The following is a 24,894-nucleotide window of genomic DNA, read 5'->3' as shown; positions in this document are numbered from 1 at the left end:
AAGGCTCAGGCTTTCTTTTTGCCGAGCAGATAGGAAAGGCTGACGAACAGCACCGACACGCCAAGAATCAGGGTGGAAACCGCGTTCACGTCCGGCGTCACGCCCATGCGCAGCAGGCCGAAGATGAAGATCGGCAAGGTCGTTGTGCCGGCCTGCGAGACCATCATCGAGATCACGAAGTTGTCCAGCGAGACGATAAACGCCAGCATCAGGCCGCTGACGATGCCCGGCATCAACAGTGGCAGCGTGACCTTGGTAAATATCCGCCAGGGGCCGGCGTACAGGTCGGCGGCGGCATGCTCCAGCGACAGGTCCATGTCGTTGAGCCGCGCGCGGATGGGCAGGTAGGCGAACGGGATGCAGAACACCGTGTGGGCGATGATCAGGTTGCCGTAGCCCAGCGACACGCCCAGCGACGAGAACAGCGCCAGGGTAGCGACGCCGACGACGATTTCCGGCAGCACCAGCGGCAGCATGATCGCGCCCATGGACAGCTGCATGCCCTTGAATTTCGCCCCGCGCGAGGTGCCCAGTGCCGCCAGGGTGGCGATCACCGTGGCAATCACGCTGGCGCAGCCGGCAATCAGCAGGCTGTTGCCGGCGGCGCTGCGCAGGGCCTGGTTGGCGAAGGCGGCGCGGTACCAGTCCAGGCTCAGGCCAGTCCACACGGTGGCGGACTGGTTGGCGTTGAACGAGAACACCACCAGCACCACGATAGGCGCGTACAGGTACAGGTAGAACAAAAAGCTGAAGCCGCCAAAGCCGGGGAAGTCCTGCACCCCCAGCCGGCCACGGGTCAGTAGACGCAGCATCACAGGCCTCCTTGGGCAATGCGCTGGCGCTCGGCGCGCAGGGCGTACAGGGTTAACACCAGCATCACGGCCGCCATCAGCACCAGCGACAGCGCGGCGCCGAACGGCCAGTTGCGGGCGTCGCTGAACTGGCGAAAGATCAGGTTGCCGAGCATCAGCTTCGTGCCGCCGCCCAGCAGTTCCGGGGCAATCATGGCGCCCAGGCACGGTACGAACGTCAGGATGGCACCGGCCATGATGCCGGGCCTGGCGATGGGCAGGACCACCTTGCGCAGGGTGCGCCACTTGCCGGCGTACAGGTCTTGCGCGGCTTCCAGCAGGCGGATGTCCATCTTCTCCAGGGTGGCGTAGATGGGCAGCACCACGAACGGCGCGTAGGTGTAGACCAGCCCCAGCAGCACGGCGCCGTCGGTGTACAGCAGCGGCAGCGGCTGCTTGATCAGGCCCAGGCCCATCAGGCTGTTGTTGATCACGCCGCTGTCGCGCAGCAGCAGAATCCAGGCGTAGGTGCGGATCAGCAGGTTGGCCCAGAACGGCACGGTGATCAGGAAAATCAACAGGCCGCGGCGCTGGGGCGGCTGCATGGCCAGCCACACGGCCACGGGGAAGCCGATCAGCAGGGTGATCAGCGTGGTCAGCCCGGCGATGCCGATGGAGCGCAGGGCGATCATCAGGTAAGCGTCGGTGAAGGCCAGGCTGTCGTCCATCTGCCGTTCGAACAGCAGGGAGATATAGGCCTCGGTGCTGAAATGGTGATCGACGCCGCCATAGGGGTTGGCCTGCATAAGGGAGTAGGCCATCACGATCAGGATCGGCACCACCAGGAACAGGCCGATGGCGGTCAGCGCCGGGCTCACGCCCAGCACGTTACCCAGCGCCTTGCGGCGCAGCAGGGCACTGGGGCGGGGCAGCACAGTGGTTGTGTCCATGTTGCCTCCTCAGTCCACCAGCACGCTGGCGCTGTTGTTTTCCAGCAGCAGGCCGGCGCGGCCGCCCAGGGCAAAGCGCTGGCCGCCGCTGTTGGGCACGCGCACGGTCAGGCGCTGGCCGCCGGTGAGGCGCACCTGGTACTGCAGGTCGGTGCCCAGGTAGATCTGCTGCTCCACGGTGCAGTCCATGGCGCCCTGGCGTGGCAACTCGATCAGTTGCAGGCGCTCGGGGCGGATCGACAGGTTGACGCTGGCGCCTATCTGCAGGCCCTCATGCACTGGCGCGGTAACAGCAGCGCCGCCCGGCGTCTGGTACAGCGCACTGGCGCCGTCGATGCGGCTGACTACAGCCGGAATCAGGTTGGTCTCGCCAATGAAATCGGCGACGAAGCGGTTGCGCGGGCGTTCGTAGATCTCGTCCGGGCGGCCCACCTGCTGCACCTCGCCCTCGCTGAGCACGGCGATGCGGTCGGACATGGTCAGGGCTTCTTCCTGGTCATGGGTGACGAAGATGAAGGTGATGCCGGTGCGCGCCTGGATGGCCTTGAGTTCTTCACGCATGGCCTGGCGCAGCTTGAGGTCCAGCGCCGACAGCGGCTCGTCCAGCAACAGCACCTTGGGGTGCGGCGCCAGCGCCCGGGCCAAGGCTACCCGTTGCTGCTGGCCGCCCGACAGCTGCGCGGGGCGGCGCTCGGCGAAACGCTCCATCTGCACCAGCGCCAGCATTTCACGCACCCGTTCGGCCACCTGCGGCTTGCCCAGGCGTTTGCCCATGGGGTGCGACTCCAGGCCAAACGCCAGGTTCTGGGCGATGCTCATGTGCGGAAACAGCGCGTAGTGCTGGAACACGGTGTTCACGGGGCGCTGGTGGGGTGGGCGGTCGGCGATGTTTTCGCCGTACAGCTGGATCTCGCCGCGGGTGGGAAACTCGAAGCCGGCGATCATCCGCAGCAGGGTGGTCTTGCCGCAGCCCGAGGGGCCGAGCAGGGTGAAGAATTCGTTGTCGCGGATATCCAGGTCAACGTGCTTCAGGGCCACGGGCCCGGTGTCCGGGTCGCCGTAGACCTTGCGTACCGAACGGATGGAAACAGCCAGCATCTGTAGCGAATGCAGGGCGCTCATGCAGTACCTCCGATTCCCCCATCGAACCCTTTAGTACAGGCGGCCAAGTGCACCGCATGCAGCCCGGGACGATGGAATATTGTTGTTTTGGCAGGAGTAGAGAGTAGTGAAACCGGCCGCTTGGCAGGGCCGTTGTTGTTCTGCGTTGGCCTGATTATCAGCGAGGGATTGCCGGGGCGAAAGATCAATTTTAACATAGGTGGTGTTAAATAATTTAACAGCTCGCGAGGCCGGAAACGTCATGTCCAACCTGCATTTGCCACCCCTCAACGCCATCCGCGCCTTCGATGCCGCCGCGCGCCTGGGCAGCTATGTGGAGGCCGCCAAGGCCCTGCACGTGACCCAGCCGGCGGTGGGCCGGCACGTCAAGTTGCTGGAGGACTGGCTGGGCGTGCAATTGTTCGAGCGCACCTCGCGGGGCGTGGTGCTGACGCCGGCTGGGCGCAAGTACCACCAGAAGATTTCCCGCGCCTTGCAGCAGATAATCGAAGCGGGCGAGGCCGTGCAGCCCCACGCCAGCGAGCGCTGGTTGCGCATCATGGTGGTGCCGGGCCTGGCCAAGCGCTGGTTGACGCCGCGCATCGAGACCCTGCGGCACTTGCGCCCGGGGTTGAAGGTGGCGATCGAGCCAAACTCCACCTTTACCGAGGTGGACGCACGTACTGCCGACCTGGGCATCGTCTATGGCATGCCCGGCCAGTACGCCAACAGCCGCGCCACGCTGATCTGCCCGCGAGTGTTCCCCATCTGCACGCCCCGCTACCTGGCCAGCATCAAGCCGATCCGCCGGGTGCAGGACTTGATGACGCTGGACCTCATCCACTTCGACGACGGCGAGTGGTGGAACATGTGGTTCAAGGCGTTGGGCATAGATGCCCAGCTGACGTCGGACGTGCTGTATGTCAGCAACGACCACGCCCTGGCCGTGGCCGAGAGCGGGCAGGGCATTGCCCTGGCGAACGAGGTGCTGGTGCGCGATGAGTTGGCGGCCGGCACGCTGGTGCGGGCGATTGACGTGGAGGTGCCGCTGGAAAGCTACCAGTTGCTGACGCCCAGCGGGCAGTTGTCGGCGGACGTGCAGTGGTTCCAGCAGTGGCTGGGCGACGCACTGCGCGAGGAGTTCGCCGGCGCCTTCGACGCCGCCGGCGTGTAGGCCTCAGCCCAGGGTCTTGAGGGTCTTGCGGCAGTGCACCAGGGCGTCGCGAATCATGAAATTGACCAGCGTCGGCGACACGCCCAGTTCCAGGGCGATGTCCTTCTGCGACTGGCCGTTGAGGCGGTACTGCTCGAAGGCATAGCGGGTGCGCGGCGGCAGGTCCTGCAGGGCCAGGGCCAGCTTGTCGAGCGTCTGGCGGTCTTCGTGCAGCATCTCGGGGCTGGCGCCGGGCACCGCTACGCTCAGGCCTTCCTCCTCGCTGCATTTATAACGTTTTTCCAGCGCCTGGCGGCGGTAGTGGTCGATGGCCAGGTTGCGCACCACGCGCATCAGGTAGCTGCTCTGGGACTGGATGCCCGGGCTTTCGCCGCTGCCGTTCATTTTCACGAAGGCATCCTGCACCACGTCTTCAGCGGATGCCCGGCAGCCCAGGATGCGGGTGGCGGCGCTGATGAAACGCTGGCGATGGGTCACGAACAGTTGCTGAAGAGCCGGCCTTGGCTCGATGCTGATTGTTTTAGGCATTTGACGTGTTGACCTATGCGGCAGTGCACATGGGGAAGCGGTAAAACTAATGTGATTGATAATCTTTATCAAATGATTTCTGCTCTCACCCTGTGAATTTTTTCTTATATGACACAATTGCCATCACGCTTCCCACCCCGTAGCAGCTGCCGCAGGCTGCGTCCGGGCGCACCGCGTTTGCCTGGTTCTGCGCAGCGCCTGTGACGCGGCCTGGCGGCCGCTGCTACAGGCCCCCGGGCTGTGGCGCTTTGCCGCACATTTGTCTGTGCGCGCCGTGAGTTGGTTATACTTGCAACGATCTGCCTGGAGCGCTCATCAGGAGAGCTCATGCTCGCCCCATCTATGCCGTTGTCCGCTACACGCCAGAACCTCTGGCGCCTGACCTTTATTCGTTTCCTGGTGCTGGCCGCCCAAGCCGGCTCGGTGGGCTTTGCCTACCTGACGCACCTGTTGCCGCTGCCGTGGCTGCAGCTCAGCGCCACCCTGGCGGTGTCGTTGCTGCTGTGCACCGTGACGGCGCTGCGCGTGCGCGCCTCGTTGCCGGTGACCGAGCAGGAATATGCCCTGCAGCTGACCTGCGACCTGCTGCTGCACAGTGCGCTGCTGTATTACTCGGGCGGGTCCACCAACCCGTTCGTGTCGTACTACCTGGTGCCGCTGACCATTGCCGCGGTGACGCTGCCGTGGTTGTACTCGGTGATTCTGTCGGGCATCGCCCTGGCCTGCTACTCGGTGCTGCTGGTGCGTTTCTACCCGCTGCCAACGTTGCCGATCGCCAGGGAAAACCTGCAGAACTACGGCATGTGGCTGAGTTTCGCCCTGGCCGCCGGGGTCATTACCTTCTTCGCCGCGAAAATGGCCGAGGAGTTGCGCCGGCAAGAGCAGATGCGTGCCCAGCGCCGTGAGGAAGGCCTGCGCGACCAGCAACTGCTGGCCGTGGCCACGGAAGCCGCCGGTGCCGCCCATGAACTGGGCACGCCGCTGGCGACCATGAGCGTGCTGCTCAAGGAAATGCGCCAGGACCACCACGACCCGGCGCTGCAGGAGGACCTGTCGGTGCTGCAGGACCAGGTCAAGCTGTGCAAGGAAACCCTGCAACAACTGGTGCGCGCCGCCGAGGCCAACCGCCGCATGGCGGTGATGGAACAGCCGGTGACGGCCTGGCTGGACGAGGCGCTGAACCGCTGGCACCTGATGCGCCCCGAAGCCACCTACCGCTTCCAGCGCCTGGGCCAGGGCGAGGTGCCGGAGCTGGCGCCGCCGCCAGACCTGACCCAGGCGCTGCTGAACCTGCTGAACAACGCCGCCGATGCCTGCGCCGAGGGCCTGGAAGTGCACCTGGACTGGAACGCTGAAGATATCTTCATCGTGATTCGCGACCACGGCCCGGGCGTGCCTCTGGCTATCGCCGAGCAAATCGGCAAACCTTTCTTTACTACCAAGGGCAAGGGCTTCGGCCTTGGCCTGTTTTTGAGCAAGGCCAGCGTGACACGCGCAGGCGGCTCGGTAAAACTCTATAGTCATGAGCAGGGCGGTACACTCACAGAGTTGCGCCTGCCCCGTGACGCCCGAGGAGACAGACATGAGTGATGAAAACCAGGTCGAAAGCGAAGAGCTGCCGCATCTGTTGCTGGTCGACGACGATTCGACCTTTACCCGCGTGATGGCCCGCGCCATGGCGCGCCGCGGCTTCCGCGTGACCACCGCCGCCAGCGCCGACGAAGGCCTGAAGCTGGCCCAGGAAGACCTGCCGGACTACGCGGCCCTGGACCTGAAGATGGAAGGTGACTCGGGCCTGGTGCTGCTGCCCAAGCTGCTGGAGCTGGACCCGGAGATGCGCGTGGTGATCCTCACCGGTTACTCGAGCATCGCCACTGCGGTCGAGGCCATCAAGCGCGGCGCCTGCAACTACCTGTGCAAGCCGGCCGACGCCGACGACGTGCTGGCAGCCCTGCTGTCCGAACACGCTGACCTGGATACCCTGGTGCCGGAAAACCCGATGTCGGTGGACCGCCTGCAGTGGGAACACATCCAGCGCGTGCTCACCGAGCACGAAGGCAACATCTCCGCCACTGCCCGCGCCCTGGGCATGCACCGGCGCACCCTGCAGCGCAAACTTCAGAAGCGCCCGGTTCGTCGCTGAGTCGCCGAACCCATGAGTCTTTTTTCCGCGCGGGTAGATCGGGATCGATCTGCCCTGCGTGGCCTCCTACCGTCGAGCCTGTCCAATGAATCAGAACGCTGAATATTCCGCGGTCAACGATGCCGTGCGTGGTCATTTTTTTCGAAGGGTATGGCAGCTGATCTGGCCCTACTGGCGCAGTGAAGAGAAGGGCAAGGCCTGGCTGTTGCTGGCCTCGGTGATCGGCCTGTCGCTGTTCAGCGTGTGGATCTCGGTGTGGATGAACAGCTGGTACCGCGACTTCTACAACGCCCTGCAGAAGAAGGACTTCGCCGCTTTCACCCACCTGATCCTGTATTTCTGCGGCATTGCCGCGGTGGCCATCCTTGGCGCGGTGTACCGCCTGTACCTGACGCAGATGCTCACCATTCGCTGGCGCCGCTGGCTCACCCAACGCCACTTCAACCGCTGGCTCGAGAACAAGAGCTACTACCAGATGGAGCAGAGCGGCCACACCGACAACCCTGACCAACGGATCAGTGAAGACCTCAACAACTTCACCTCCGACACCCTGAGCCTGGTGCTGGGCCTGATCCGCACGGTGGTCAGCCTGGTGTCGTTCTCGGTGATCCTGTGGGGCGTGTCGGGCAGCATCGAAGTGTTTGGCGTGACGATCCCCGGGTACATGTTCTGGTGTGCGCTGGTGTATGCCATTGTCGGCAGCTTCCTGACCCGCTGGATCGGTAGCAGCCTGATCCCGCTGAACAACCAGCAACAGCGGTTCGAAGCCGACATGCGTTTCTCGCTGATCCGGGTGCGTGAAAACGCCGAGAGCATCGCCCTGTACAGCGGCGAACCCAACGAGAAAGAGCGCCTGACCACCCGCTTCGGCAAGGTGTGGAGCAACTACTGGGCGCTGATGAAAGTCACCAAGCGCCTGACCTTCTTCACCGCCGGTTACAGCCAGGCGGCGGTGATTTTCCCGTTCGTGGTGGCGGCGCCGCGCTATTTCGCCGGCAAGATCGAACTGGGCGAGCTGATGCAGATCAACTCGGCGTTCGGCAACGTGCAGGGCGACATGAGCTGGTTCATCGACAGTTTTTCCACCATCGCCGGCTGGAAAGCCACCTGCGACCGTCTTATCAGCTTCCGCCAGGCCATGAGCGACAATGAAAGCCGCGCGCCGGCCATTGCCGTGGAAGAGCAGGGCGAGGCTGTGTGCGTCGACAACCTCAACCTCGACCTGGCCGATGGCCGCCACCTGCTGGCGGGCGCCAGCCTGGCCGTGGCCTCGGGCGAACGCCTGCTGGTCAGCGGCCGCTCGGGCAGCGGCAAGAGCACCTTGCTGCGCGCCATGGGGCGGCTGTGGCCCAACGGCCACGGGCATATCCGCATGCCCCAGGGCCGCTCGCTGTTCCTGCCGCAGAAACCGTACCTGCCGATCGGCCCGCTGCGCGAGGCGTTGAGTTATCCCCAGCCAGGCGACACCTACACCCAGGAACGCTACGTGCAGGTGCTGCAAGCCTGCCGCCTGCCGCACCTGGTGGAGCGCCTGGACGAAGGTAACCACTGGCAGCGCCTGCTCTCGCCGGGCGAGCAGCAGCGCGTGGCCTTTGCCCGCGCCATGCTCTACGCGCCCAAGTGGCTGTACATGGATGAGGCGACGTCGGCCATGGACGAGGAAGACGAAGCGGCGCTGTACCAGGGCCTGATCGAGCAGCTGCCAGGCTTGAGCATCATCAGCGTTGGCCACCGCAGCACGCTCAAGCGCTTCCATTCGCGCCACGTGCGTATCGAGGGCGGACATCTGGTGAATCAAATCACCGGGGCACCGACGGCGGTGTAATGTGGTCGTACGACTGGAATGCGCTATGATGCGCCTATAAACGTGATCTCGAGATAAGAAGTTCGCCATGGAAACGCCAATCGCCCCGCCTCGCGGCCGTCGCAAACCTCGCAGCCTTGCCCAGGAACTGGTCACCGTGCTGACCGAGCGCATCCTCAAGGGTGAGCTCAAGCGTGGCGACAAGTTGCCCACCGAGTCGGCGATCATGCAAGAGCAGGGCGTCAGCCGCACCGTGGTGCGCGAGGCCATCTCGCGCTTGCAGGCGGCGGGGCAGGTGGAGACCCGCCATGGCATCGGCACCTTCGTGCTCGACACGCCCAGCCCCAGCGGCTTCCGTATCGATCCGGCGACCATCGTCACCCTGCGTGACGTGCTCGCCGTGCTTGAATTGCGCATCAGCCTGGAAGTGGAATCGGCTGGCCTGGCCGCCCAGCGTCGCTCGCCCGAGCAACTGGCCGCCATGCGCGCGGCCCTGGATGCGCTGGCCGAAAGCGCCGCGCACGCCTCGGACGCCGTGGCCTCGGACTTCCAGTTCCACCTGCAGATTGCCCTGTCCACGGGCAACCGTTACTTCACCGACATCATGACCCACCTGGGCACCAGCATCATCCCGCGCACGCGGTTGAACTCGGCGCGCCTGGCCCATGATGACCAGCAGCACTACATGAACCGCCTGAGCCGCGAGCACGAGGAAATCTACGAGGCCATCGCCCGCCAGGATTCCGATGCCGCCCGCGCGGCCATGCGCCTGCACCTCACCAACAGCCGCGAGCGGCTGCGCCAGGCGCATGAAGAGGCGCAGGCAACCGCCTGATCCGCAGTGTGGGAGCTGGCTTGCCAGCGAGTTTTGGGGCCTTCAAAAGCTCGCTGGCAAGCCAGCTCCCACAGACGTCTTCGACCCCTTTCCGCTTCCCATGACATTTCGTCGCCCAGCCTATTGAGCATTCATAATTTCAGTTGTACGATGACGTACGACATCAGCGAAGGCTGAGCGCACATTCCACGCAAACCAGGGTGTTCGAATAATGAATCCACAAGAACTGAAGTCCATCCTCTCCGCCGGCCTGCTGTCTTTCCCGGTGACCGATTTCAATGCCCAGGGCGACTTCGATCGCGCTGGCTACATCAAGCGCCTGGAGTGGCTGGCCCCGTACGGCGCCAGCGCGCTGTTCGCCGCCGGCGGTACCGGTGAATTCTTCTCCCTGGCTGCCAGCGAGTACTCGCAAGTCATCAAGACTGCCGTCGACACCTGCGCCCGTAGCGTGCCAATCCTCGCCGGCGTCGGTGGTGCCACCCGCCAGGCCATCGAGTACGCACAGGAAGCCGAGCGCCTGGGCGCCAAGGGCCTGCTGTTGCTGCCGCACTACCTGACCGAAGCCAGCCAGGACGGCGTTGCCGCCCACGTGGAAGCGGTGTGCAAATCGGTGAACATCGGCGTCATCGTCTACAACCGCAACGTCTGCCGCCTGAATGCCGTGCAGCTGGAACGCCTGGCCGAGCGCTGCCCCAACCTGATCGGTTACAAGGATGGCCTGGGTGACATCGAACTGATGGTGTCGATCCGCCGCCGCCTGGGCGACCGCTTCAGCTACCTGGGCGGCCTGCCGACCGCCGAAGTCTACGCCGCGGCCTACAAAGCGCTGGGCGTGCCGGTGTATTCGTCGGCGGTGTTCAACTTCATCCCGAAAACCGCGATGGACTTCTACCACGCCATCGCCAAGGAAGATCACGCCACCGTCGGCAAGATCATCGATGACTTCTTCCTGCCGTACCTGGACATCCGTAACCGCAAGGCCGGCTACGCCGTGAGCATCGTCAAGGCAGGCGCCAAGATCGCCGGCTACGACGCAGGCCCGGTGCGTACCCCGCTGACCGACCTGACCGGCGAAGAGTACGAAATGCTGGCAGCCCTGATGGACAAGATGGGCCCGCAGTAAGCTTTACTGCTCCTACCTGGCCAGTGGGAGCTGGCTTGCCAGCGAGCTTTTGAGGCCCTAAGAGCTCGCTGGCAAGCCAGCTCCCACACTGTTACACCGTGAATGAAAAACCCGCGTTAAAAAAAATAATCAGTGGGAGTACACCTTCATGCAAGCCGCCAAGCAGACGCACGTCCGCTATTTGATCCTGCTCATGCTCTTTGTGGTGACCACGATCAACTACGCCGACCGTGCGACCATCGCTATTGCCGGTTCCAGCCTGCAAAAAAGCCTCGGCATCGACGCCGTCACCCTGGGTTTCATCTTCTCCGCGTTCGGTTGGGCCTACGTGGCCGGGCAAATTCCCGGTGGCTGGCTGCTGGACCGCTTCGGCTCGAAGAAGGTCTACGCCCTGAGCATTTTCACCTGGTCGGCGTTCACCGTGCTGCAAGGCTTCGTCGGTGATTTTGGCGTGTCCACGGCAGTGGTCGCGCTGTTCATGCTGCGTTTCCTGGTGGGCCTGGCCGAAGCGCCGTCGTTCCCCGGCAACGCGCGCATCGTCGCCGCCTGGTTCCCCACCGCCGAACGTGGCACTGCGTCGGCGATCTTCAACTCCGCGCAATATTTCGCCACCGTGCTGTTCGCGCCGCTGATGGGCTGGATTGTCTTCACCTTCGGCTGGCAGCACGTGTTCATGATCATGGGCGGCATCGGCATCGCCTTCTCGCTGGTGTGGCTGAAAGTTATCCACAGCCCGCGCCAGCACCCGATGATCAACAAGGCCGAACTCGAACACATCGCCAGCAACGGCGGCATGGTCGACATGGACGACAAGCCCCAGGGCAAGCGCGAAGGCCCCAAGTGGGACTATGTGCGCCAGCTGCTCACCAACCGCATGATGCTGGGCGTGTACCTGGGCCAGTACTGCATCAACGGCATCACCTATTTCTTCCTGACCTGGTTCCCGGTGTACCTGGTACAGGAGCGCGGCATGACCATCCTCAAGGCCGGTTTCATCGCTTCGCTGCCGGCCATCTGCGGCTTTATCGGCGGCGTGCTGGGCGGCATCATTTCCGACTGGCTGCTGCGCCGTGGCCACTCCCTGACCTTCGCCCGCAAGGCGCCGATCATTGGCGGCCTGTTGCTGTCGACCACCATCGTGGCGTGCAACTATGTGGACATCGAGTGGATGGTGGTGGGCTTCATGGCCCTGGCGTTCTTCGGCAAGGGCGTAGGCGCGCTAGGCTGGGCCGTGGTGTCCGACACCTCGCCCAAGCAGATCGCCGGCCTGAGCGGTGGCCTGTTCAACATGTTCGGCAACATTGCCTCGATCACCACGCCGATCGTCATCGGCTACATCATCAGCACCACCGGCTCGTTCAAATGGGCCCTGGTGTTCGTCGGCGCCAACGCGCTGGTGGCGGTGATCAGCTACCTGGTGATTGTCGGCCAGATCAAACGGGTCGAGCTGACCGAGCCGCCGAGCAAAGGCTCGCGCAAGCCGGTAGAACAGCTGTCCCCAGCCAAAATTTGAGGAGCGCGTTTCATGCAGTTAATTGAGCACGCTGACTCGCCGCGGGTGATTCGCCTGCACGAGCGCGACAACGTTGTGGTGATCGTCAACGACCAGGGCGTGCCTGAAGGCACCGAACTGCCGGGCGGCCTGATCACCCTGGAACACGTACCGCAAAGCCACAAGGTGAACCTGGTGGACATCGCCGAAGGTGGCGAGGTCATTCGCTACGGCCAGGTGATCGGCTATGCGCTCAAGCCCATCCCGCGCGGCACCTGGGTGCGCGAAGACCTGCTGCGCATGCCAACCGCGCCGGCGCTGGACAGCCTGCCCATGTCCGACAAGGTGCCCCAGGCGCTACCGCCGCTGGAAGGCTTTACCTTCGAAGGCTACCGCAACGCCGACGGCACCGTGGGTACGCGTAATATCCTCGGCATTACCACCACGGTGCAGTGCGTGACCGGGGTGCTGGACCACGCGGTGAAGCGCATCCGCGACGAGCTGCTGCCCAAATACCCCCATGTGGATGACGTAGTGGCCATTACCCACAGCTACGGCTGTGGTGTGGCCATTACCGCCACTGACGCCTACATCCCGATTCGCACCGTGCGCAACCTGGCGCGCAACCCCAACCTGGGTGGCGAGGCGCTGGTGATCAGCCTGGGCTGCGAGAAGCTGCAGGCCGGCCAGGTGATGCACGAAAACGATAGCTCCGTGGATCTCAGCGAGCCCTGGCTGTACCGCCTGCAGGACGCCAGCCACGGTTTCACGGAAATGATCGAGCAGATCATGGAACTGGCCGAGACGCGCCTGAAAAAACTCAACGAGCGCCGCCGTGAGACGGTGCCGGCCAGTGAGTTGATCCTGGGCATGCAGTGCGGTGGCAGCGATGCCTTCTCCGGCATTACCGCCAACCCCGCGCTGGGTTATGCCAGCGACCTGCTGTTGCGCGCCGGTGCCACGGTGATGTTCTCGGAAGTGACCGAGGTGCGCGACGCCATCTATCTGCTGACCTCACGGGCGGAAACGCCGGCTGTGGCTGATGCGCTGGTGCGCGAGATGGACTGGTACGACCGCTACCTTGCCAAGGGCGAGGCTGACCGCAGCGCCAACACCACGCCCGGCAACAAGAAGGGCGGGTTGTCGAACATTGTCGAGAAGTCCTTGGGTTCGATCGTGAAATCCGGCAACAGCGCCATCAACGCGGTGGTCGGGCCGGGCGAGCGGGTGCAACGCAAGGGCCTGATCTTCTGCGCCACGCCGGCCAGCGATTTTGTCTGCGGCACCCTGCAGCTGGCGGCGGGCATGAACCTGCACGTGTTCACTACTGGCCGCGGCACGCCGTACGGCCTGGCCATGGCCCCGGTGGTGAAGGTATCCACCCGCACCGAACTGGCCCAGCGCTGGCCGGACCTGATCGACGTCGACGCGGGGCGCATCGCCACCGGCCGGGCCAGCATCGAGGACCTGGGCTGGGAGCTGTTCCACTACTACCTGGACGTGGCCAGCGGCAAGCAGCAGACCTGGGCCGAGAAGCACAAGTTGCACAACGACATCGTGCTGTTCAACCCGGCGCCGATTACCTGAGGTTGGGACGCGGACGATTGATTTTCACATCAACTGCCCCGCAGGCCTTATCATTGGCCCCCTAACGACGGGCAATCAGGTTCCCTTGGCATGCTGGCCATTTTCATACAGACGCTGAACATCACCGCACCGGTGTTCGCGATGCTGTTTCTCGGTGTGTTCCTCAAGCGCATCGACTGGATCAACGACAATTTCATTCATATAGCCTCGGCACTGGTGTTCAACGTCTGCATGCCGGCGTTGCTGTTCCTGGGCATCTACCACGCCGACCTGCACGCGGCCATGAAGCCGGGGTTGCTGATCTATTTCGTCGCGGTGACCTTCGCCAGCTTCGCCGCCGCCTGGGGCATGGCCATCTGGCGCAGCCCGCCGGCAGACCGGGGCATCTACACCCAGGGCGCATTTCGCGGCAACAACGGCGTGGTGGGCCTGGCGCTGGCCGCCAGCATGTACGGCGACTACGGCATTTCCCTGGGGGCCATCCTCGCGGGCCTGGTGATTCTGCTCTACAACAGCCTGTCCACCGTGGTGCTGGCCATCTACAGCCCCAACATCAAGTCCGACCCCTGGAGCATTTTCAAGAGCGTGCTGGCCAACCCGCTGATCATCAGCGTGCTGGCGGCCACGCCCATGAATTACCTGCAGATCGGCCTGCCCAACTGGCTGCTGGCCAGCAGCGACTACCTGGCGCAGATGACCTTGCCACTGGCACTGATCTGCATCGGCGGCACCTTGTCGCTGGCAGCGCTGCGTGAAAGCGGCCAACTGGCCCTGAGCGCCAGCCTGGTGAAGATGGTGTGGCTGCCGCTGTTCGGCACCCTGGGTGCCTGGCTGTGCGGTTTCCGTGGCGCGGAACTGGGCATTCTGTTCCTGTACATCGGCAGCCCCACCGCGGCGGCCAGCTATGTCATGGCCCGCGCGGCCAATGGCAATCATCAATTGGCCGCAGCCATCATCGTTATTACGACCGTTGGTGCCGCAATTACCACCAATATCGGCATTTTCCTATTGCAGTGGGGCGGCTGGATCTAGATCCTGTGCGCCTTTGCGCATGCCGTCATGCAGTCATCCGAGCTCAAGGAAGCTTCAATGGACCAACAATCGACGCCCACGGGTTTGCACCGGGGGCTCAAGAACCGTCACATCCAGCTGATCGCGCTGGGTGGTGCCATTGGCACCGGGCTGTTCCTGGGCATTGCCCAGACCATCAACATGGCCGGGCCGTCGGTTATCCTCGGCTACGCCATCGCCGGGCTGATGGCCTTCTTCATCATGCGCCAGCTGGGCGAGATGGTCGTGGACGAGCCGGTGGCGGGCAGTTTCAGCCACTTCGCCAGCCGCTACTGGGGCGGTATGGCCGGGTTTGTCTCGGGCTGGAATTACTGGGTGGTGTACGTGCTGGTGGGCATGGCCGAGCTGACGGCCGTGGGCATCTACGTGCAGTACTGGTGGCCGGGCGTGCCGACGTGGGTGTCGGCGGCGATATTCTTCGTGCTGATCAACCTGATCAACCTCACCCAGGTGAAAGTGTTCGGCGAGATGGAGTTCTGGTTCTCGCTGGTCAAGGTGGCCGCGATCATCGCCATGATCGGCTTCGGCGCCTGGCTGCTGGCCAGTGGCAACGGTGGCCCTGACGCTGCCGTGGCCAACCTGTGGCAGCACGGCGGCTTCTTCCCCAATGGCATCGCCGGCCTGGCCATGGCCATGGCGGTGATCATGTTCTCGTTTGGCGGCCTGGAACTGGTGGGCATCACTGCCGCCGAGGCCGATGACCCCAAGCGCAGCATCCCGCGCGCCACCAACCAGGTGATCTACCGCATCCTGCTGTTCTATGTAGGCGCGCTGGCCATTCTGCTGTCGCTGTACCCGTGGCAGAAGGTGGTGACGGGCGGTAGCCCCTTCGTGCTGATCTTCCATGCGCTGGACAGCAACATCGTCGCCACGCTGCTCAACGCCGTGGTGCTGACCGCCGCGCTGTCCGTGTACAACAGCTGCGTGTACAGCAACAGCCGCATGCTGTTCGGCCTGGCCACCCAAGGCGATGCCCCGAAGGCGCTGCTCAAGGTCAACAAGCGTGGCGTGCCGCTGACGGCATTGGGCGTGTCGGCCACCGCCACCGGCCTGTGCGTGCTGATCAACTACCTGATGCCTGGCCAGGCGTTCGGCTTGCTGATGGCGCTGGCCGTGGCGGCGCTGGTGATCAACTGGGTGATCATCAGCATCACCCACCTGATGTTCCGCAAGGCCAAGCGCCAGGCCGGCGAGGCCACCTCGTTCAAAAGCTGGGGCTACCCGGTCACCAACTACCTGTGCCTGGCCTTCGTGGCCGGCATTGTGCTGGTGATGTGGCTGACCCCGGGCATTCGCATCTCGGTGATGTTGATGCCCGCCTGGGTAATCGCGCTGGCGCTTGCCTACGTGCTCAAGCGCCGCGCCAGGGCTTAAGCTGGCTGATAGCTGTCGATGACTTCCTGCGCCGCACGGAAGGCATCGATGGCCGCCGGTACGCCGGCATACACCGCGCAATGCAGCAACGCCTCGCGAATTTCCTCTACCGTGCAACCATTGTTCAAGGCGCCGCGCACGTGGCCCTTGAGCTCTTGCGGGCACTTGAGCGCGGTCAGCGCCGCCAGGGTGATCAGGCTGCGGGTTTTCAGCTCCAGGCCCGGGCGGTTCCACACGCTGCCCCAGGCGTGTTCGTTGACGAAGTCCTGCAGCGGCTGGGTGAACTCGGTGGCGTTGCCCAGGGCGCGGTCGACGAAGGCGTCGCCCATTACCTGGCGACGCATCTCGACGCCCGGCTTGTTCTGGTTGTTGGCGGTCATCAGCTTCTCCTCTCTCAATGTTGCCGGCGCCAGGCAACCAGCGTGCTGACCAGCACGAACAGGCCCAGCACCGGCAGTACGTAGAACAGCATCAGGTGTTCCAGCCGCCCCGCCAAGGGCATGCCGGTGGTGAAGGTGACCACGTGCAGGCCGTAGGCGGCGAACAGCCCCAGCAGCACCAGGCCCTCGGCGCGGGTGATGCGGTAGCCCGAATAGAACAGCGGCAGGCACAGCACGGCGACGCCGAGCATCACCGGCAGGTCGAAATCCAGCGCGTTGGGCGAGACCGACAGCGGCGTAGGGGCAATGACGGCGGTCAGGCCCAACACCCCCAGCAGGTTGAACAGGTTGCTGCCGATGACGTTGCCCACGGCAATCTCGCGCTCGCCGCGGATGGCGGCGATCAGCGAGGTGGCCAGTTCCGGCAGCGAGGTGCACACGGCGACGATAGTCAGGCCGATAATGCGGTCGGAGAAGCCGTAGTCGGTGGCCAGTTCAACCGCCGCGCCCAGAATCAGGTGCCCGCCCCACACCAGCAGGCCCAGGCCTGCCAGCGTCATGAAGACACTGCTCAGCCAGGGCGGCGGGCCGTGCCGCTCCACCGCATGGGTGTGCACCCGGGGGCGCTGGTGGCGGCGCGACTGGCGCAGCAGCAGGGCGAAATAGCCGCCCAGGGCCACCAATAGCACCACGCCTTCCAGGCGGCCCAGGGTCTGGTTCAGTGACAAGGCGAACACCAGGGCGCTGGCGCTGATCATCAGCGGGATGTCCAGGCGCACCAATTGGCGCGACACCCGCAAGGGGATGATCAGCGCGCACAGGCCCAGGGTGACCAGAATGTTGAAGATGTTGCTGCCAAACACACTGCCCACGGCAATGTCCGGCGCATGGCTGAAGGCCGCCTGCAGGCTGACGGCCATTTGCGGCGCGCTGCTGCCCAGGGCCACCACGCTGAGGCCGATGATCAGCGGGCGCACCTTGAAACTGGCGGCCAGGCGCACGGCGGCGCGCACCATCAGTTCGGCGCCGAGGAGCAGCAGCAGCAGGCCGCCGGCCAATTGCAGCAGGCTGAAGACGGTAAAGGAGTCCAGGTCGAAAATGGTCAAGCTCCGGGGGTAATGGCTCAGTCGCTCAGACTTTGTACCCGCACTCGCGCGGAACCGCTACCGATCATGCCCAATTGTTCTGCGGCTGCATGTGACAGGTCGATCAGGCGGCCGCGGGTGTGGGGGCCGCGGTCGTTGATGCGTACTTCCACCTTGCGGTTGTTGGCGAGGTTGGTCACCAGCACATGGGTGCCGAAGGGCAACTGGCGGTGGGCGGCGGTCATGGCGTGCTGGTCGAAACGCTCGCCGCTGGCGGTGCGTTTGCCCTGGTGCCTGGCGCCGTAGAAGCTGGCGGTGCCCGTTTGATCGTAGCCGCGGGGGTCGATGTCATGGCTGGCGCAGCCGGCGAGGAGGGTGAGTAGCAAGAGGGGGGCGACCAGGCGCAGCATGCAGCGATCTCCAGGAATAGGTTGAGCCCTGTAGCAGCTGCCGCAGGCTGCGTCTGGCGTTTCACCGAGGTGATGCCGGACGCAGCCTGCGGCAGCTGCTACGGGGGCGCCATTCAGGAGCAGTCGTGCCCCCTTGGCGCATCAGCCTTCGAGTTTGCTTTTCAGCAATTCGTTCACCTGTTGCGGGTTGGCCTTGCCTTTGGAGGCTTTCATGGCCTGGCCCACGAAGAAGCCGAACATCTTGCCGCGCTTGGCTTCGTCGGCGGCGCGGTACTGTTCGACCTGCTCGGCGTTGGCGGCCAGCACTTCGTCCAGCACCTTCTCGATGGCGCCGCTGTCGGTGACCTGCTTCAGGCCGCGCGCCTCGATGACTTCATCGGCGCTGCCTTCGCCATTGGCCATGGCCTCGAAGACCATCTTGGCGATCTTGCCGCTGATGGTGTTGTCCTTGATGCGCACCAGCATGCCGCCCAGTTGCTCGGCGCTGACCGGCGACTGCTCGATTTCCACGCCCAGCTTGTTCAGCAGGCTGCCCAGCTCGACCATGGTCCAGTTGGCGGCAAGCTTGGCGTCACCGCTCAGGCCTACCACCTGCTCGAAGTAGTCTGCCTGCTCGCGGCTGGAAGCCAGCACGCTGGCATCGTAGGCCGACAGGCCGTATTGGCTCTGGAAGCGCTCGCGCTTGGCCGGCGGCAGCTCGGGCAGGGTGTCGCGCACGGTGTCCAGGAACGCTTGTTCGATGACCACCGGCAGCAGGTCCGGGTCGGGGAAGTAACGGTAGTCGTTGGCTTCTTCCTTGCTGCGCATCGGACGGGTCTCGTCCTTGTTCGGGTCGTACAGGCGGGTCTGCTGGATGACCTTGCCGCCGTCCTCGATCAGTTCGATCTGACGGGCGATCTCGCTGTTGATGGCCTTCTCGATGAAGCGGAACGAGTTGACGTTCTTGATCTCGCAGCGGGTGCCGAACTCGGCCTGGCCTTTCGGGCGTACCGAGACGTTGCAGTCACAACGCAACGAGCCTTCGGCCATGTTGCCGTCGCAGATGCCCAGGTAGCGCACCAGCGCGTGCATGGCCTTGACGTAGGCCACGGCTTCCTTGGCGCTGCGCATGTCCGGCTCGGAAACGATTTCCAGCAGCGGCGTGCCGGCACGGTTCAGGTCAACGCCGGTCAGGCCGTTGAAGTCTTCGTGCAGGCTCTTGCCGGCGTCTTCTTCCAGGTGCGCGCGGGTTACGCCGATGCGCTTGACGGTGCCGTCTTCCAGGGTGATGTCCAGGTGGCCCTTGCCGACGATCGGCAGTTCCATCTGGCTGATCTGGTAGCCCTTGGGCAGGTCAGGGTAGAAGTAGTTCTTGCGGGCGAACACGTTGTGCTGGCCGATCTCGGCGTCGATGGCCAGGCCGAACTTGACCGCCATGCGCACCGCTTCCTGGTTCAGCACCGGCAGCACGCCGGGCATGCCCAGGTCTACCAGGCTGGCCTGGGTGTTGGGCTCGGAGCCGAACGTGGTGGAACTGCCGGAGAAAATCTTCGACTGGGTGGTGAGCTGGGTGTGAATCTCCAGCCCGATGACGACTTCCCATTGCATACAAGTTTCTCCTTAGAAGCCTTCGGGCGTGCGGGTGTGCCAGTCAGTTGCCTGCTGGTACTGGTGCGCGACGTTGAGCAGGCGACCTTCCTGGAAGTACGGTGCCACCAGTTGCACGCCTACCGGCAGGCCATCGACGAAGCCGGCGGGCATGGACAGCCCCGGCAGGCCAGCGAGGTTGGCGGTGATGGTGTACACGTCTTCCAGGTACTCGGCCACCGGGTCGGCGTTCTTGGCGCCGATCTTCCAGGCCGGGTTCGGCGTGGTCGGGCCCAGGATCACGTCGACGTCGTGGAACGCTGCCATGAAGTCGTTCTTGATCAGGCGGCGGATCTTCTGCGCCTGCAGGTAGTAGGCGTCGTAGTAGCCGGCCGACAGGGCGTAGGCGCCGACCATGATGCGGCGCTGCACTTCAATGCCGAAGCCTTCGCCGCGCGAACGCTTGTACAGGTCGGTGAGGTCGGCCGGGTTCTCGCAGCGGTAGCCGAAGCGCACGCCGTCGAAACGCGACAGGTTCGACGAGGCTTCGGCCGGGGCGATCACGTAGTACGCCGGGATGGCGTGCTGCATGTTCGGCAGGCTGATTTCCTTGACCGTGGCGCCCAGCTTCTCCAGTTCCTTGATGCTTTGCTGGATCAGGTCGGCGATGCGTGGGTCCAGGCCGGCGCCGAAGTATTCCTTCGGCACGCCGATGCGCAGGCCCTGCAGCGAGCCGTTCAGGCTGGCGCTGTAGTCGGGCACCGGCTCATCGATGCTGGTGGAGTCCTGCGGGTCGAAACCGGCCATGCCTTGCAGCAGCAGGGCGCAGTCTTCGGCGGTGCGGGCGAAGGTACCAGCCTGGTCCAGGCTGGACGCGTAGGCGATCATGCCCCAGCGCGACACACGACCGTATGTCGGTTTCAGGCCGGTCAGGTTGGTAAAAGCTGCCGGTTGTCGGATGGAGCCACCGGTGTCGGTACCTGTCGCAACTGGCAGCAGGCGAGCTGCCACTGCGGCGGCCGAACCACCCGACGAGCCACCCGGTACGTGGGCCAGGTTCCACGGGTTCTTCACCGCGCCGTAGAAGCTGTTCTCGTTGCCCGAACCCATGGCGAATTCGTCCATGTTGGTCTTGCCCAGGCTGACCGCACCGGCCTTGGCCAGGCGCGACACCACGGTGGCGTCGTAGGGGGCGGTGAAGTTGTCGAGCATCTTCGAGGCGCAGCTGGTGCGCACGCCCTGGGTGCAGAACAGGTCCTTGTGCGCCAGCGGGGCGCCCAGCAGGGCACCGGTCTCACCGGCGGCGCGACGGGCGTCGGCGGCCTGGGCCTGGGCGATGGCCAGGTCCGGGGTCACGGTGATGAAGCTGTTGAGCTGCGGGTCCAGCTGCGCGATGCGCGCCAGCAGGGTGCGGGTCAGCTCTTCGGCGGAAAACTTCTTGTCGGCGAGACCGCGGGCGATCTCGGCCAGAGTCATTTGATGCATGGCAGGCTCTTTTCCCTTTTAGTCGATGACTTTCGGAACCAGGTACAGGCCGTTCTCGACCGCAGGCGCGATAGCCTGGTAGGCCTCGCGATGATTGCTTTCGGTGACCTGGTCGGCGCGCAGGCGCTGACTGGCTTCCAGGGGGTGGGCCAGGGGCTCGATGCCGCTGGTGTCGACCGCCTGCATCTGGTCGACCAGACCCAGGATACTGTTGAGTGCGTCGGTGGTGCGTGGCAGATCGGCTTCATTCAGGCCCAGACGGGCCAGATGAGCGATTTTTTCCACGTCGGAGCGATCAAGCGCCATGGGTATCTCCAGTGGAAAACAGCACGGAATCGAATGAAGTGTCAGTCCGTGTGTTAGATTGTCGGAACAGAACGCCAATTCTACGGTCATATGGCCGCGATTGAGTGAGGGCCTGCTCGGAAAAACAGCCAATTTAACATATTGGCGCCTTGCCCAAAATCCCCGCCGTTGTTAGAGTTTGCCGCACTTTTTTACCCACGCGTTGCCTAGGGTCACTTTCCCATGTTCAAGAAACTGCGTGGCATGTTTTCCAGCGATCTTTCCATCGACCTGGGCACTGCCAACACCCTTATTTACGTGCGTGAGCGCGGTATCGTCCTGAATGAGCCCTCGGTAGTGGCCATCCGGACCCACGGAAATCAGAAAAGTGTTGTTGCGGTCGGTACCGAGGCAAAGCGCATGCTGGGCCGTACACCGGGCAATATTGCAGCCATTCGTCCGATGAAGGACGGCGTTATCGCCGACTTCAGCGTCTGTGAAAAGATGCTCCAGTACTTCATCAACAAGGTTCACGAGAACAGCTTCCTGCAGCCAAGCCCGCGCGTGCTGATCTGTGTGCCTTGCAAATCCACCCAGGTGGAGCGTCGTGCCATTCGTGAATCGGCGCTGGGCGCCGGTGCCCGCGAAGTGTTCCTGATCGAAGAGCCAATGGCCGCCGCCATCGGTGCCGGCCTGCCGGTCGAGGAAGCACGCGGTTCGATGGTGGTCGACATCGGTGGTGGTACCACTGAAATCGCCCTGATCTCGCTGAACGGCGTGGTGTATGCCGAGTCCGTACGTGTGGGCGGCGACCGTTTCGACGAAGCGATCGTGACCTACGTACGCCGCAACTACGGCAGCCTGATCGGCGAATCCACTGCCGAGCGCATCAAGCAGGAAATCGGTACTGCCTACCCGGGCGGCGAAGTGCGTGAAGTAGACGTGCGCGGCCGTAACCTGGCCGAAGGCGTGCCACGTGCCTTCACCCTGAACTCCAACGAAGTGCTGGAGGCCCTGCAGGAGTCGCTGGCGACCATCGTCCAGGCCGTGAAAAGCGCCCTGGAGCAGTCGCCGCCGGAACTGGCTTCCGACATCGCCGAGCGTGGCCTGGTGCTGACCGGTGGTGGCGCCCTGCTGCGTGACCTGGACAAACTGCTGGCCCAGGAAACCGGCCTGCCGGTGATCGTTGCCGAAGACCCGCTGACCTGCGTGGCTCGCGGTGGCGGCCGTGCCCTGGAAATGATGGACAAGCACACCATGGACCTGCTCTCCAGCGAATGACTTCGCTGGCGGCAACCACGGGGCCCGGTCTACAGTTTGCGCTGTCGACCTCGGGCCTGCGCCTGTCGTTGGCGCATTTCTGTCAATCTGCATCCGGGCCGGTTTGAAGCCGTATGAATGAGCCAATGAACATCAGCCTGGGAGGAGCGGCTTATTAAACCGCTTTTCTCCAAGGGCCCCTCGCTGGGCGTGCGCCTGTTGGTGCTGGTCGTGCTGGCCATCACCCTGATGGTGGTGGATGCGCGCTTCACGCTGTTGCAGCCGGTGCGCAGCCAGGCGTCGCTGGTGCTGATGCGGGCCTACTGGATCACGGACCTGCCCCAGCGTCTGTACCAGGGTGTGTCCAGCCAGTTCGGCAGCCGCACCGAGCTTGTCGCCGAGAACGAAAAACTCAAGACCGAAGCCTTGCTGCTGCAAGGGCGCCTGCAGAAGCTGGCGGCCCTGACCGAGCAGAACGTGCGCCTGCGCGAGTTGTTGAATTCCTCGGCGCTGGTCAACGAGAAGGTCGAGGTGGCCGAGCTGATCGGCATGGACCCCAACCCCTTCACCCAGCGCATCCTGATCAACAAGGGTGAGCGCGATGGCGTGTTCCTTGGCCAGCCGGTGCTCGATGCCCGTGGCCTGATGGGCCAGGTGGTTGAGCTGATGCCGTACACCGCCCGCGTGCTGCTGCTCACCGACTCCACCCACAGCATTCCGGTGCAGGTGAACCGCAACGGCCTGCGTGCCATTGCCAGCGGCACCGGCAACCCGGAACGCCTGGAACTGCGCCATGTGGCGGACACTGCCGACATCAAGGAAGGCGACCTGCTGGTCAGCTCCGGCCTGGGGCAGCGCTTCCCGGCCGGCTACCCGGTGGCCACGGTGAAGGAAGTGATCCACGACTCTGGCCAGCCGTTCGCAATCGTCCGCGCGGTGCCCACGGCGGCGCTCAACCGCAGCCGTTACCTGTTGCTGGTGTTCTCCGACAGCCGCTCGCCCGAGCAGCGTGCCACTGATGCCGCCCAGGCCCAGGAGGCCGCTGATCACCAGGGCCAGGCAGCTCCTGCGGGAACCGCAGCCCCGGCTGCTGCCGCTGCTGCTCCGGCCGCTGCCGTGGCAACCCCTGCGCCTGGTGCCGAGCACCCGGCCGCCGTGGCCAAGCCGGCCACCACGCCCGCTGCCGCCCCCGCTGCTGCCCCGGCGAAACCGGCCGCCAGTGCCCATGGCACCTCCCGGGAGAGACACTGATGGTCAACAGCACCCGCCCGCGTAACGGCTGGTTCGTCTGGTTCACATTCGCCCTCGGCCTGCTGCTGAGCGTATCGCCGCTGCCGCAGTTCATGGAAATCCTGCGTCCCTTGTGGCTGGCCCTGCTGCTGACCTTCTGGACCCTGGCATTGCCGCACAAGGTCGGCATGACCACGGCGTTCCTGCTGGGGCTGGCCGAAGACGTGCTGTACGGCACCTACCTTGGGCAGAACGCCCTGATCCTGACGCTGATCAGCTTCCTGATTCTGTCCCTGGCGCAACGCATGCGCACCTTCCACGTGTGGCAGCAATGCCTGGTGATACTGGTGATCTTCGGCCTGGGGCAACTGGCGCAGCTGTGGCTCAGCGCCCTGACCGGCAACCGCCAGCCTACGCTGGCGTTGCTGCTGCCGGCGCTGATGAGCGCGCTGCTGTGGCCATGGGTCAGCTTCGCCCTGCGGGGCCTGCGTCGCCGCCTGGGTATCAACTGAGCGTGACGCGGGCCGTCGCCCGGCATTCGATTTTCGACAGGGAGACGTCTTCATGCACCCGCTATACCTGGCTTCCGGCTCCCCCCGCAGGCGCGAACTGCTGACCCAGATCGGCGTCGCCTTCACGCCCTTGAGCGCTTCCATCGACGAAACCCCGCTGCCTGGCGAAAGCCCGCTGGCCTATGTGGAGCGCCTGGCGCTGGGCAAGGCCCAGGCCGGCCTGGCGTTGCTGGCCCCTGCCGACCCTGCGCCGGTGGTACTGGGCGCCGACACGGCGGTGGTGCTCGACGGGCGCATTCTCGGCAAACCGCTGGATGAAGCCGACGCCCTGGCCATGCTGGCGGCGCTGTCGGGCCGTGAACACGAAGTGCTGACCGCCATCGCCCTGGTGTCCGGCCAGCGCTTCGAGGTGCGCAGTGTCCGCAGCCGCGTGCGTTTTCGCACCATCAGCGCGCAGCAGGCGCGCGACTACTGGGCCAGCGGTGAACCGCAGGACAAGGCCGGCGGCTACGCCATCCAGGGCCTGGCGGCGATATTCGTCGAAAGCCTTGCGGGCAGTTATTCTGCGGTAGTGGGCCTGCCATTGTGCGAAACCGCAGACCTGCTGGGCCATTTCGGCATACCCTGTTGGCAAGGCCAACAGGCACGCTGAGCGCCCGCCGCCAGCCTGCGAGAATGGAAACGTCGACAAGCGCGGCGTAATCCATC

The 24,894-nt window shown here is 64.4% G+C and carries 24 protein-coding genes; 14 read left to right on the top strand and 10 right to left on the bottom strand.

What is annotated here, in order from left to right; genetic code table 11:
- Window positions 1–5: 5 nt before the first annotated feature.
- Genes AC0SZ7_RS13935 through AC0SZ7_RS13925 form a run of 3 tightly spaced genes read right to left on the bottom strand, consistent with a single transcriptional unit; the run spans window position 6 to window position 2,863 of the window.
- Window positions 6–812, bottom strand: a complete 807-nt coding sequence (locus AC0SZ7_RS13935) for an ABC transporter permease (RefSeq protein WP_475504945.1) — start codon at window positions 810–812, stop codon at window positions 6–8.
- Window positions 812–1,741: an ABC transporter permease gene (locus AC0SZ7_RS13930; RefSeq protein WP_475504944.1), complete on the bottom strand. Its 930-nt coding sequence runs from the start codon at window positions 1,739–1,741 to the stop codon at window positions 812–814. Before AC0SZ7_RS13930 ends, AC0SZ7_RS13935 begins: the two co-directional genes overlap by 1 nt.
- Before the next feature lie 9 nt (window positions 1,742–1,750).
- The gene (locus tag AC0SZ7_RS13925) at window positions 1,751–2,863 is read right to left on the bottom strand and encodes an ABC transporter ATP-binding protein (protein WP_475504943.1); all 1,113 of its coding nucleotides are present in this window, start codon (window positions 2,861–2,863) and stop codon (window positions 1,751–1,753) included.
- 241 nt (window positions 2,864–3,104) lie between these two features.
- Between AC0SZ7_RS13925 and AC0SZ7_RS13920 the strand changes: the two genes are divergently transcribed.
- Entirely contained in the window at window positions 3,105–4,016 is a 912-nt protein-coding gene (locus AC0SZ7_RS13920; RefSeq protein WP_475504942.1) for a LysR substrate-binding domain-containing protein, read from the top strand.
- Window positions 4,017–4,019: 3 nt separating this feature from the next.
- Here AC0SZ7_RS13920 and AC0SZ7_RS13915 read toward each other — a convergent pair whose 3' ends face one another.
- Window positions 4,020–4,544: an RNA polymerase factor sigma-70 gene (locus tag AC0SZ7_RS13915; protein WP_475504941.1), complete on the bottom strand. Its 525-nt coding sequence runs from the start codon at window positions 4,542–4,544 to the stop codon at window positions 4,020–4,022.
- 327 nt (window positions 4,545–4,871) lie between these two features.
- Between AC0SZ7_RS13915 and AC0SZ7_RS13910 the strand changes: the two genes are divergently transcribed.
- The 9 genes from AC0SZ7_RS13910 (at window position 4,872) to AC0SZ7_RS13870 (ending at window position 15,973) form a co-directional block, all read left to right on the top strand.
- A complete protein-coding gene (locus tag AC0SZ7_RS13910; protein ID WP_416426901.1) occupies window positions 4,872–6,134 on the top strand; it encodes an ATP-binding protein in 1,263 nt (420 codons plus the stop codon).
- Window positions 6,127–6,687, top strand: a complete 561-nt coding sequence (locus AC0SZ7_RS13905) for a response regulator transcription factor (protein ID WP_416426900.1) — start codon at window positions 6,127–6,129, stop codon at window positions 6,685–6,687. The genes AC0SZ7_RS13910 and AC0SZ7_RS13905 overlap by 8 nt, the downstream gene beginning before the upstream one ends.
- An 85-nt stretch (window positions 6,688–6,772) precedes the next feature.
- On the top strand, window positions 6,773–8,512 hold the full coding sequence (locus AC0SZ7_RS13900; protein WP_475504940.1) for an ABC transporter ATP-binding protein/permease: 1,740 nt from the start codon (window positions 6,773–6,775) through the stop codon (window positions 8,510–8,512).
- Between the two features lie 67 nt (window positions 8,513–8,579).
- On the top strand, window positions 8,580–9,326 hold the full coding sequence (locus tag AC0SZ7_RS13895; protein ID WP_027976789.1) for a FadR/GntR family transcriptional regulator: 747 nt from the start codon (window positions 8,580–8,582) through the stop codon (window positions 9,324–9,326).
- Between the two features lie 211 nt (window positions 9,327–9,537).
- On the top strand, window positions 9,538–10,449 hold the full coding sequence (kdgD, locus tag AC0SZ7_RS13890; RefSeq protein WP_027976790.1) for a 5-dehydro-4-deoxyglucarate dehydratase: 912 nt from the start codon (window positions 9,538–9,540) through the stop codon (window positions 10,447–10,449).
- Window positions 10,450–10,597: 148 nt separating this feature from the next.
- The gene (locus AC0SZ7_RS13885; RefSeq protein WP_473004473.1) at window positions 10,598–11,962 is read left to right on the top strand and encodes a D-galactonate transporter; all 1,365 of its coding nucleotides are present in this window, start codon (window positions 10,598–10,600) and stop codon (window positions 11,960–11,962) included.
- A gap of 12 nt (window positions 11,963–11,974) precedes the next feature.
- Window positions 11,975–13,528, top strand: a complete 1,554-nt coding sequence (gene garD, locus AC0SZ7_RS13880; RefSeq protein WP_027976792.1) for a galactarate dehydratase — start codon at window positions 11,975–11,977, stop codon at window positions 13,526–13,528.
- A gap of 90 nt (window positions 13,529–13,618) precedes the next feature.
- Window positions 13,619–14,560, top strand: coding sequence for an AEC family transporter (locus AC0SZ7_RS13875; protein WP_475504939.1), 942 nt, complete (start codon window positions 13,619–13,621; stop codon window positions 14,558–14,560).
- A gap of 57 nt (window positions 14,561–14,617) precedes the next feature.
- Window positions 14,618–15,973 carry an amino acid permease gene (locus tag AC0SZ7_RS13870; RefSeq protein WP_475504938.1) on the top strand — a complete coding sequence of 452 codons (1,356 nt, stop codon included), beginning with the start codon at window positions 14,618–14,620 and terminating at the stop codon, window positions 15,971–15,973.
- Here the strand turns inward: AC0SZ7_RS13870 and AC0SZ7_RS13865 are convergent.
- From AC0SZ7_RS13865 to gatC, 6 genes are all read right to left on the bottom strand, one after another.
- Window positions 15,970–16,353, bottom strand: coding sequence for a carboxymuconolactone decarboxylase family protein (locus AC0SZ7_RS13865; RefSeq protein WP_475504937.1), 384 nt, complete (start codon window positions 16,351–16,353; stop codon window positions 15,970–15,972). The genes AC0SZ7_RS13870 and AC0SZ7_RS13865 overlap by 4 nt on opposite strands.
- 14 nt (window positions 16,354–16,367) lie before the next feature.
- The gene (locus tag AC0SZ7_RS13860) at window positions 16,368–17,420 is read right to left on the bottom strand and encodes a calcium/sodium antiporter (protein WP_475505087.1); all 1,053 of its coding nucleotides are present in this window, start codon (window positions 17,418–17,420) and stop codon (window positions 16,368–16,370) included.
- 56 nt (window positions 17,421–17,476) lie between these two features.
- Entirely contained in the window at window positions 17,477–17,848 is a 372-nt protein-coding gene (locus tag AC0SZ7_RS13855; protein WP_475504936.1) for a septal ring lytic transglycosylase RlpA family protein, read from the bottom strand.
- Window positions 17,849–17,989: 141 nt separating this feature from the next.
- Window positions 17,990–19,435, bottom strand: coding sequence for an Asp-tRNA(Asn)/Glu-tRNA(Gln) amidotransferase subunit GatB (gene gatB / locus AC0SZ7_RS13850; protein WP_475504935.1), 1,446 nt, complete (start codon window positions 19,433–19,435; stop codon window positions 17,990–17,992).
- A gap of 12 nt (window positions 19,436–19,447) precedes the next feature.
- Complete coding sequence (gatA, locus tag AC0SZ7_RS13845) at window positions 19,448–20,899, bottom strand: Asp-tRNA(Asn)/Glu-tRNA(Gln) amidotransferase subunit GatA (RefSeq protein ID WP_475504934.1); 1,452 nt, start codon at window positions 20,897–20,899, stop codon at window positions 19,448–19,450.
- An 18-nt stretch (window positions 20,900–20,917) separates the two neighbouring features.
- Entirely contained in the window at window positions 20,918–21,205 is a 288-nt protein-coding gene (gatC, locus tag AC0SZ7_RS13840; RefSeq protein ID WP_008371428.1) for an Asp-tRNA(Asn)/Glu-tRNA(Gln) amidotransferase subunit GatC, read from the bottom strand.
- 222 nt (window positions 21,206–21,427) lie between these two features.
- On the opposite strand from gatC, the gene mreB reads away from it, so the two are divergent.
- The 4 genes from mreB to AC0SZ7_RS13820 all read left to right on the top strand — a co-directional run bounded on the left by mreB (window position 21,428) and on the right by AC0SZ7_RS13820 (window position 24,838).
- Window positions 21,428–22,465, top strand: coding sequence for a rod shape-determining protein MreB (gene mreB, locus AC0SZ7_RS13835; RefSeq protein ID WP_008371426.1), 1,038 nt, complete (start codon window positions 21,428–21,430; stop codon window positions 22,463–22,465).
- A gap of 183 nt (window positions 22,466–22,648) precedes the next feature.
- Window positions 22,649–23,695 (top strand): rod shape-determining protein MreC, encoded by a 1,047-nt coding sequence (gene mreC / locus AC0SZ7_RS13830; RefSeq protein ID WP_475505086.1) that lies wholly within the window; start codon window positions 22,649–22,651, stop codon window positions 23,693–23,695.
- Window positions 23,695–24,186, top strand: coding sequence for a rod shape-determining protein MreD (gene mreD / locus AC0SZ7_RS13825; RefSeq protein ID WP_475504933.1), 492 nt, complete (start codon window positions 23,695–23,697; stop codon window positions 24,184–24,186). The genes mreC and mreD overlap by 1 nt, the downstream gene beginning before the upstream one ends.
- 52 nt (window positions 24,187–24,238) lie before the next feature.
- Window positions 24,239–24,838 carry a Maf family protein gene (locus AC0SZ7_RS13820; protein WP_475504932.1) on the top strand — a complete coding sequence of 200 codons (600 nt, stop codon included), beginning with the start codon at window positions 24,239–24,241 and terminating at the stop codon, window positions 24,836–24,838.
- The last annotated feature ends 56 nt before the right edge of the window (window positions 24,839–24,894 follow it).

The sequence above is a fragment of the Pseudomonas sp. JC1203 genome, assembly GCF_056175065.1.
The sequence above is the reverse complement of the archived record's forward strand: the minus strand, read 5'-3'. Positions and strand labels throughout refer to the sequence as shown.

Excerpts from the sequence above, each read along its gene's own strand:
- mreB (WP_008371426.1), top strand. The coding sequence starts at position 21,428 with ATGTTCAAGAAACTGCGTGGCATGTTTTCCAGCGATCTTTCCATCGAC.
- AC0SZ7_RS13905 (WP_416426900.1), top strand. The coding sequence starts at position 6,127 with ATGAGTGATGAAAACCAGGTCGAAAGCGAAGAGCTGCCGCATCTGTTG.
- AC0SZ7_RS13925 (WP_475504943.1), bottom strand. The coding sequence starts at position 2,863 with ATGAGCGCCCTGCATTCGCTACAGATGCTGGCTGTTTCCATCCGTTCG.
- garD (WP_027976792.1), top strand. The coding sequence starts at position 11,975 with ATGCAGTTAATTGAGCACGCTGACTCGCCGCGGGTGATTCGCCTGCAC.
- gatB (WP_475504935.1), bottom strand. The coding sequence starts at position 19,435 with ATGCAATGGGAAGTCGTCATCGGGCTGGAGATTCACACCCAGCTCACC.
- AC0SZ7_RS13895 (WP_027976789.1), top strand. The coding sequence starts at position 8,580 with ATGGAAACGCCAATCGCCCCGCCTCGCGGCCGTCGCAAACCTCGCAGC.
- AC0SZ7_RS13920 (WP_475504942.1), top strand. The coding sequence starts at position 3,105 with ATGTCCAACCTGCATTTGCCACCCCTCAACGCCATCCGCGCCTTCGAT.
- gatA (WP_475504934.1), bottom strand. The coding sequence starts at position 20,899 with ATGCATCAAATGACTCTGGCCGAGATCGCCCGCGGTCTCGCCGACAAG.
- AC0SZ7_RS13910 (WP_416426901.1), top strand. The coding sequence starts at position 4,872 with ATGCTCGCCCCATCTATGCCGTTGTCCGCTACACGCCAGAACCTCTGG.
- AC0SZ7_RS13855 (WP_475504936.1), bottom strand. The coding sequence starts at position 17,848 with ATGCTGCGCCTGGTCGCCCCCCTCTTGCTACTCACCCTCCTCGCCGGC.
- AC0SZ7_RS13820 (WP_475504932.1), top strand. The coding sequence starts at position 24,239 with ATGCACCCGCTATACCTGGCTTCCGGCTCCCCCCGCAGGCGCGAACTG.
- AC0SZ7_RS13935 (WP_475504945.1), bottom strand. The coding sequence starts at position 812 with ATGCTGCGTCTACTGACCCGTGGCCGGCTGGGGGTGCAGGACTTCCCC.
- AC0SZ7_RS13870 (WP_475504938.1), top strand. The coding sequence starts at position 14,618 with ATGGACCAACAATCGACGCCCACGGGTTTGCACCGGGGGCTCAAGAAC.
- AC0SZ7_RS13885 (WP_473004473.1), top strand. The coding sequence starts at position 10,598 with ATGCAAGCCGCCAAGCAGACGCACGTCCGCTATTTGATCCTGCTCATG.
- AC0SZ7_RS13915 (WP_475504941.1), bottom strand. The coding sequence starts at position 4,544 with ATGCCTAAAACAATCAGCATCGAGCCAAGGCCGGCTCTTCAGCAACTG.
- kdgD (WP_027976790.1), top strand. The coding sequence starts at position 9,538 with ATGAATCCACAAGAACTGAAGTCCATCCTCTCCGCCGGCCTGCTGTCT.
- mreD (WP_475504933.1), top strand. The coding sequence starts at position 23,695 with ATGGTCAACAGCACCCGCCCGCGTAACGGCTGGTTCGTCTGGTTCACA.
- AC0SZ7_RS13875 (WP_475504939.1), top strand. The coding sequence starts at position 13,619 with ATGCTGGCCATTTTCATACAGACGCTGAACATCACCGCACCGGTGTTC.
- AC0SZ7_RS13930 (WP_475504944.1), bottom strand. The coding sequence starts at position 1,741 with ATGGACACAACCACTGTGCTGCCCCGCCCCAGTGCCCTGCTGCGCCGC.
- AC0SZ7_RS13865 (WP_475504937.1), bottom strand. The coding sequence starts at position 16,353 with ATGACCGCCAACAACCAGAACAAGCCGGGCGTCGAGATGCGTCGCCAG.
- AC0SZ7_RS13900 (WP_475504940.1), top strand. The coding sequence starts at position 6,773 with ATGAATCAGAACGCTGAATATTCCGCGGTCAACGATGCCGTGCGTGGT.
- gatC (WP_008371428.1), bottom strand. The coding sequence starts at position 21,205 with ATGGCGCTTGATCGCTCCGACGTGGAAAAAATCGCTCATCTGGCCCGT.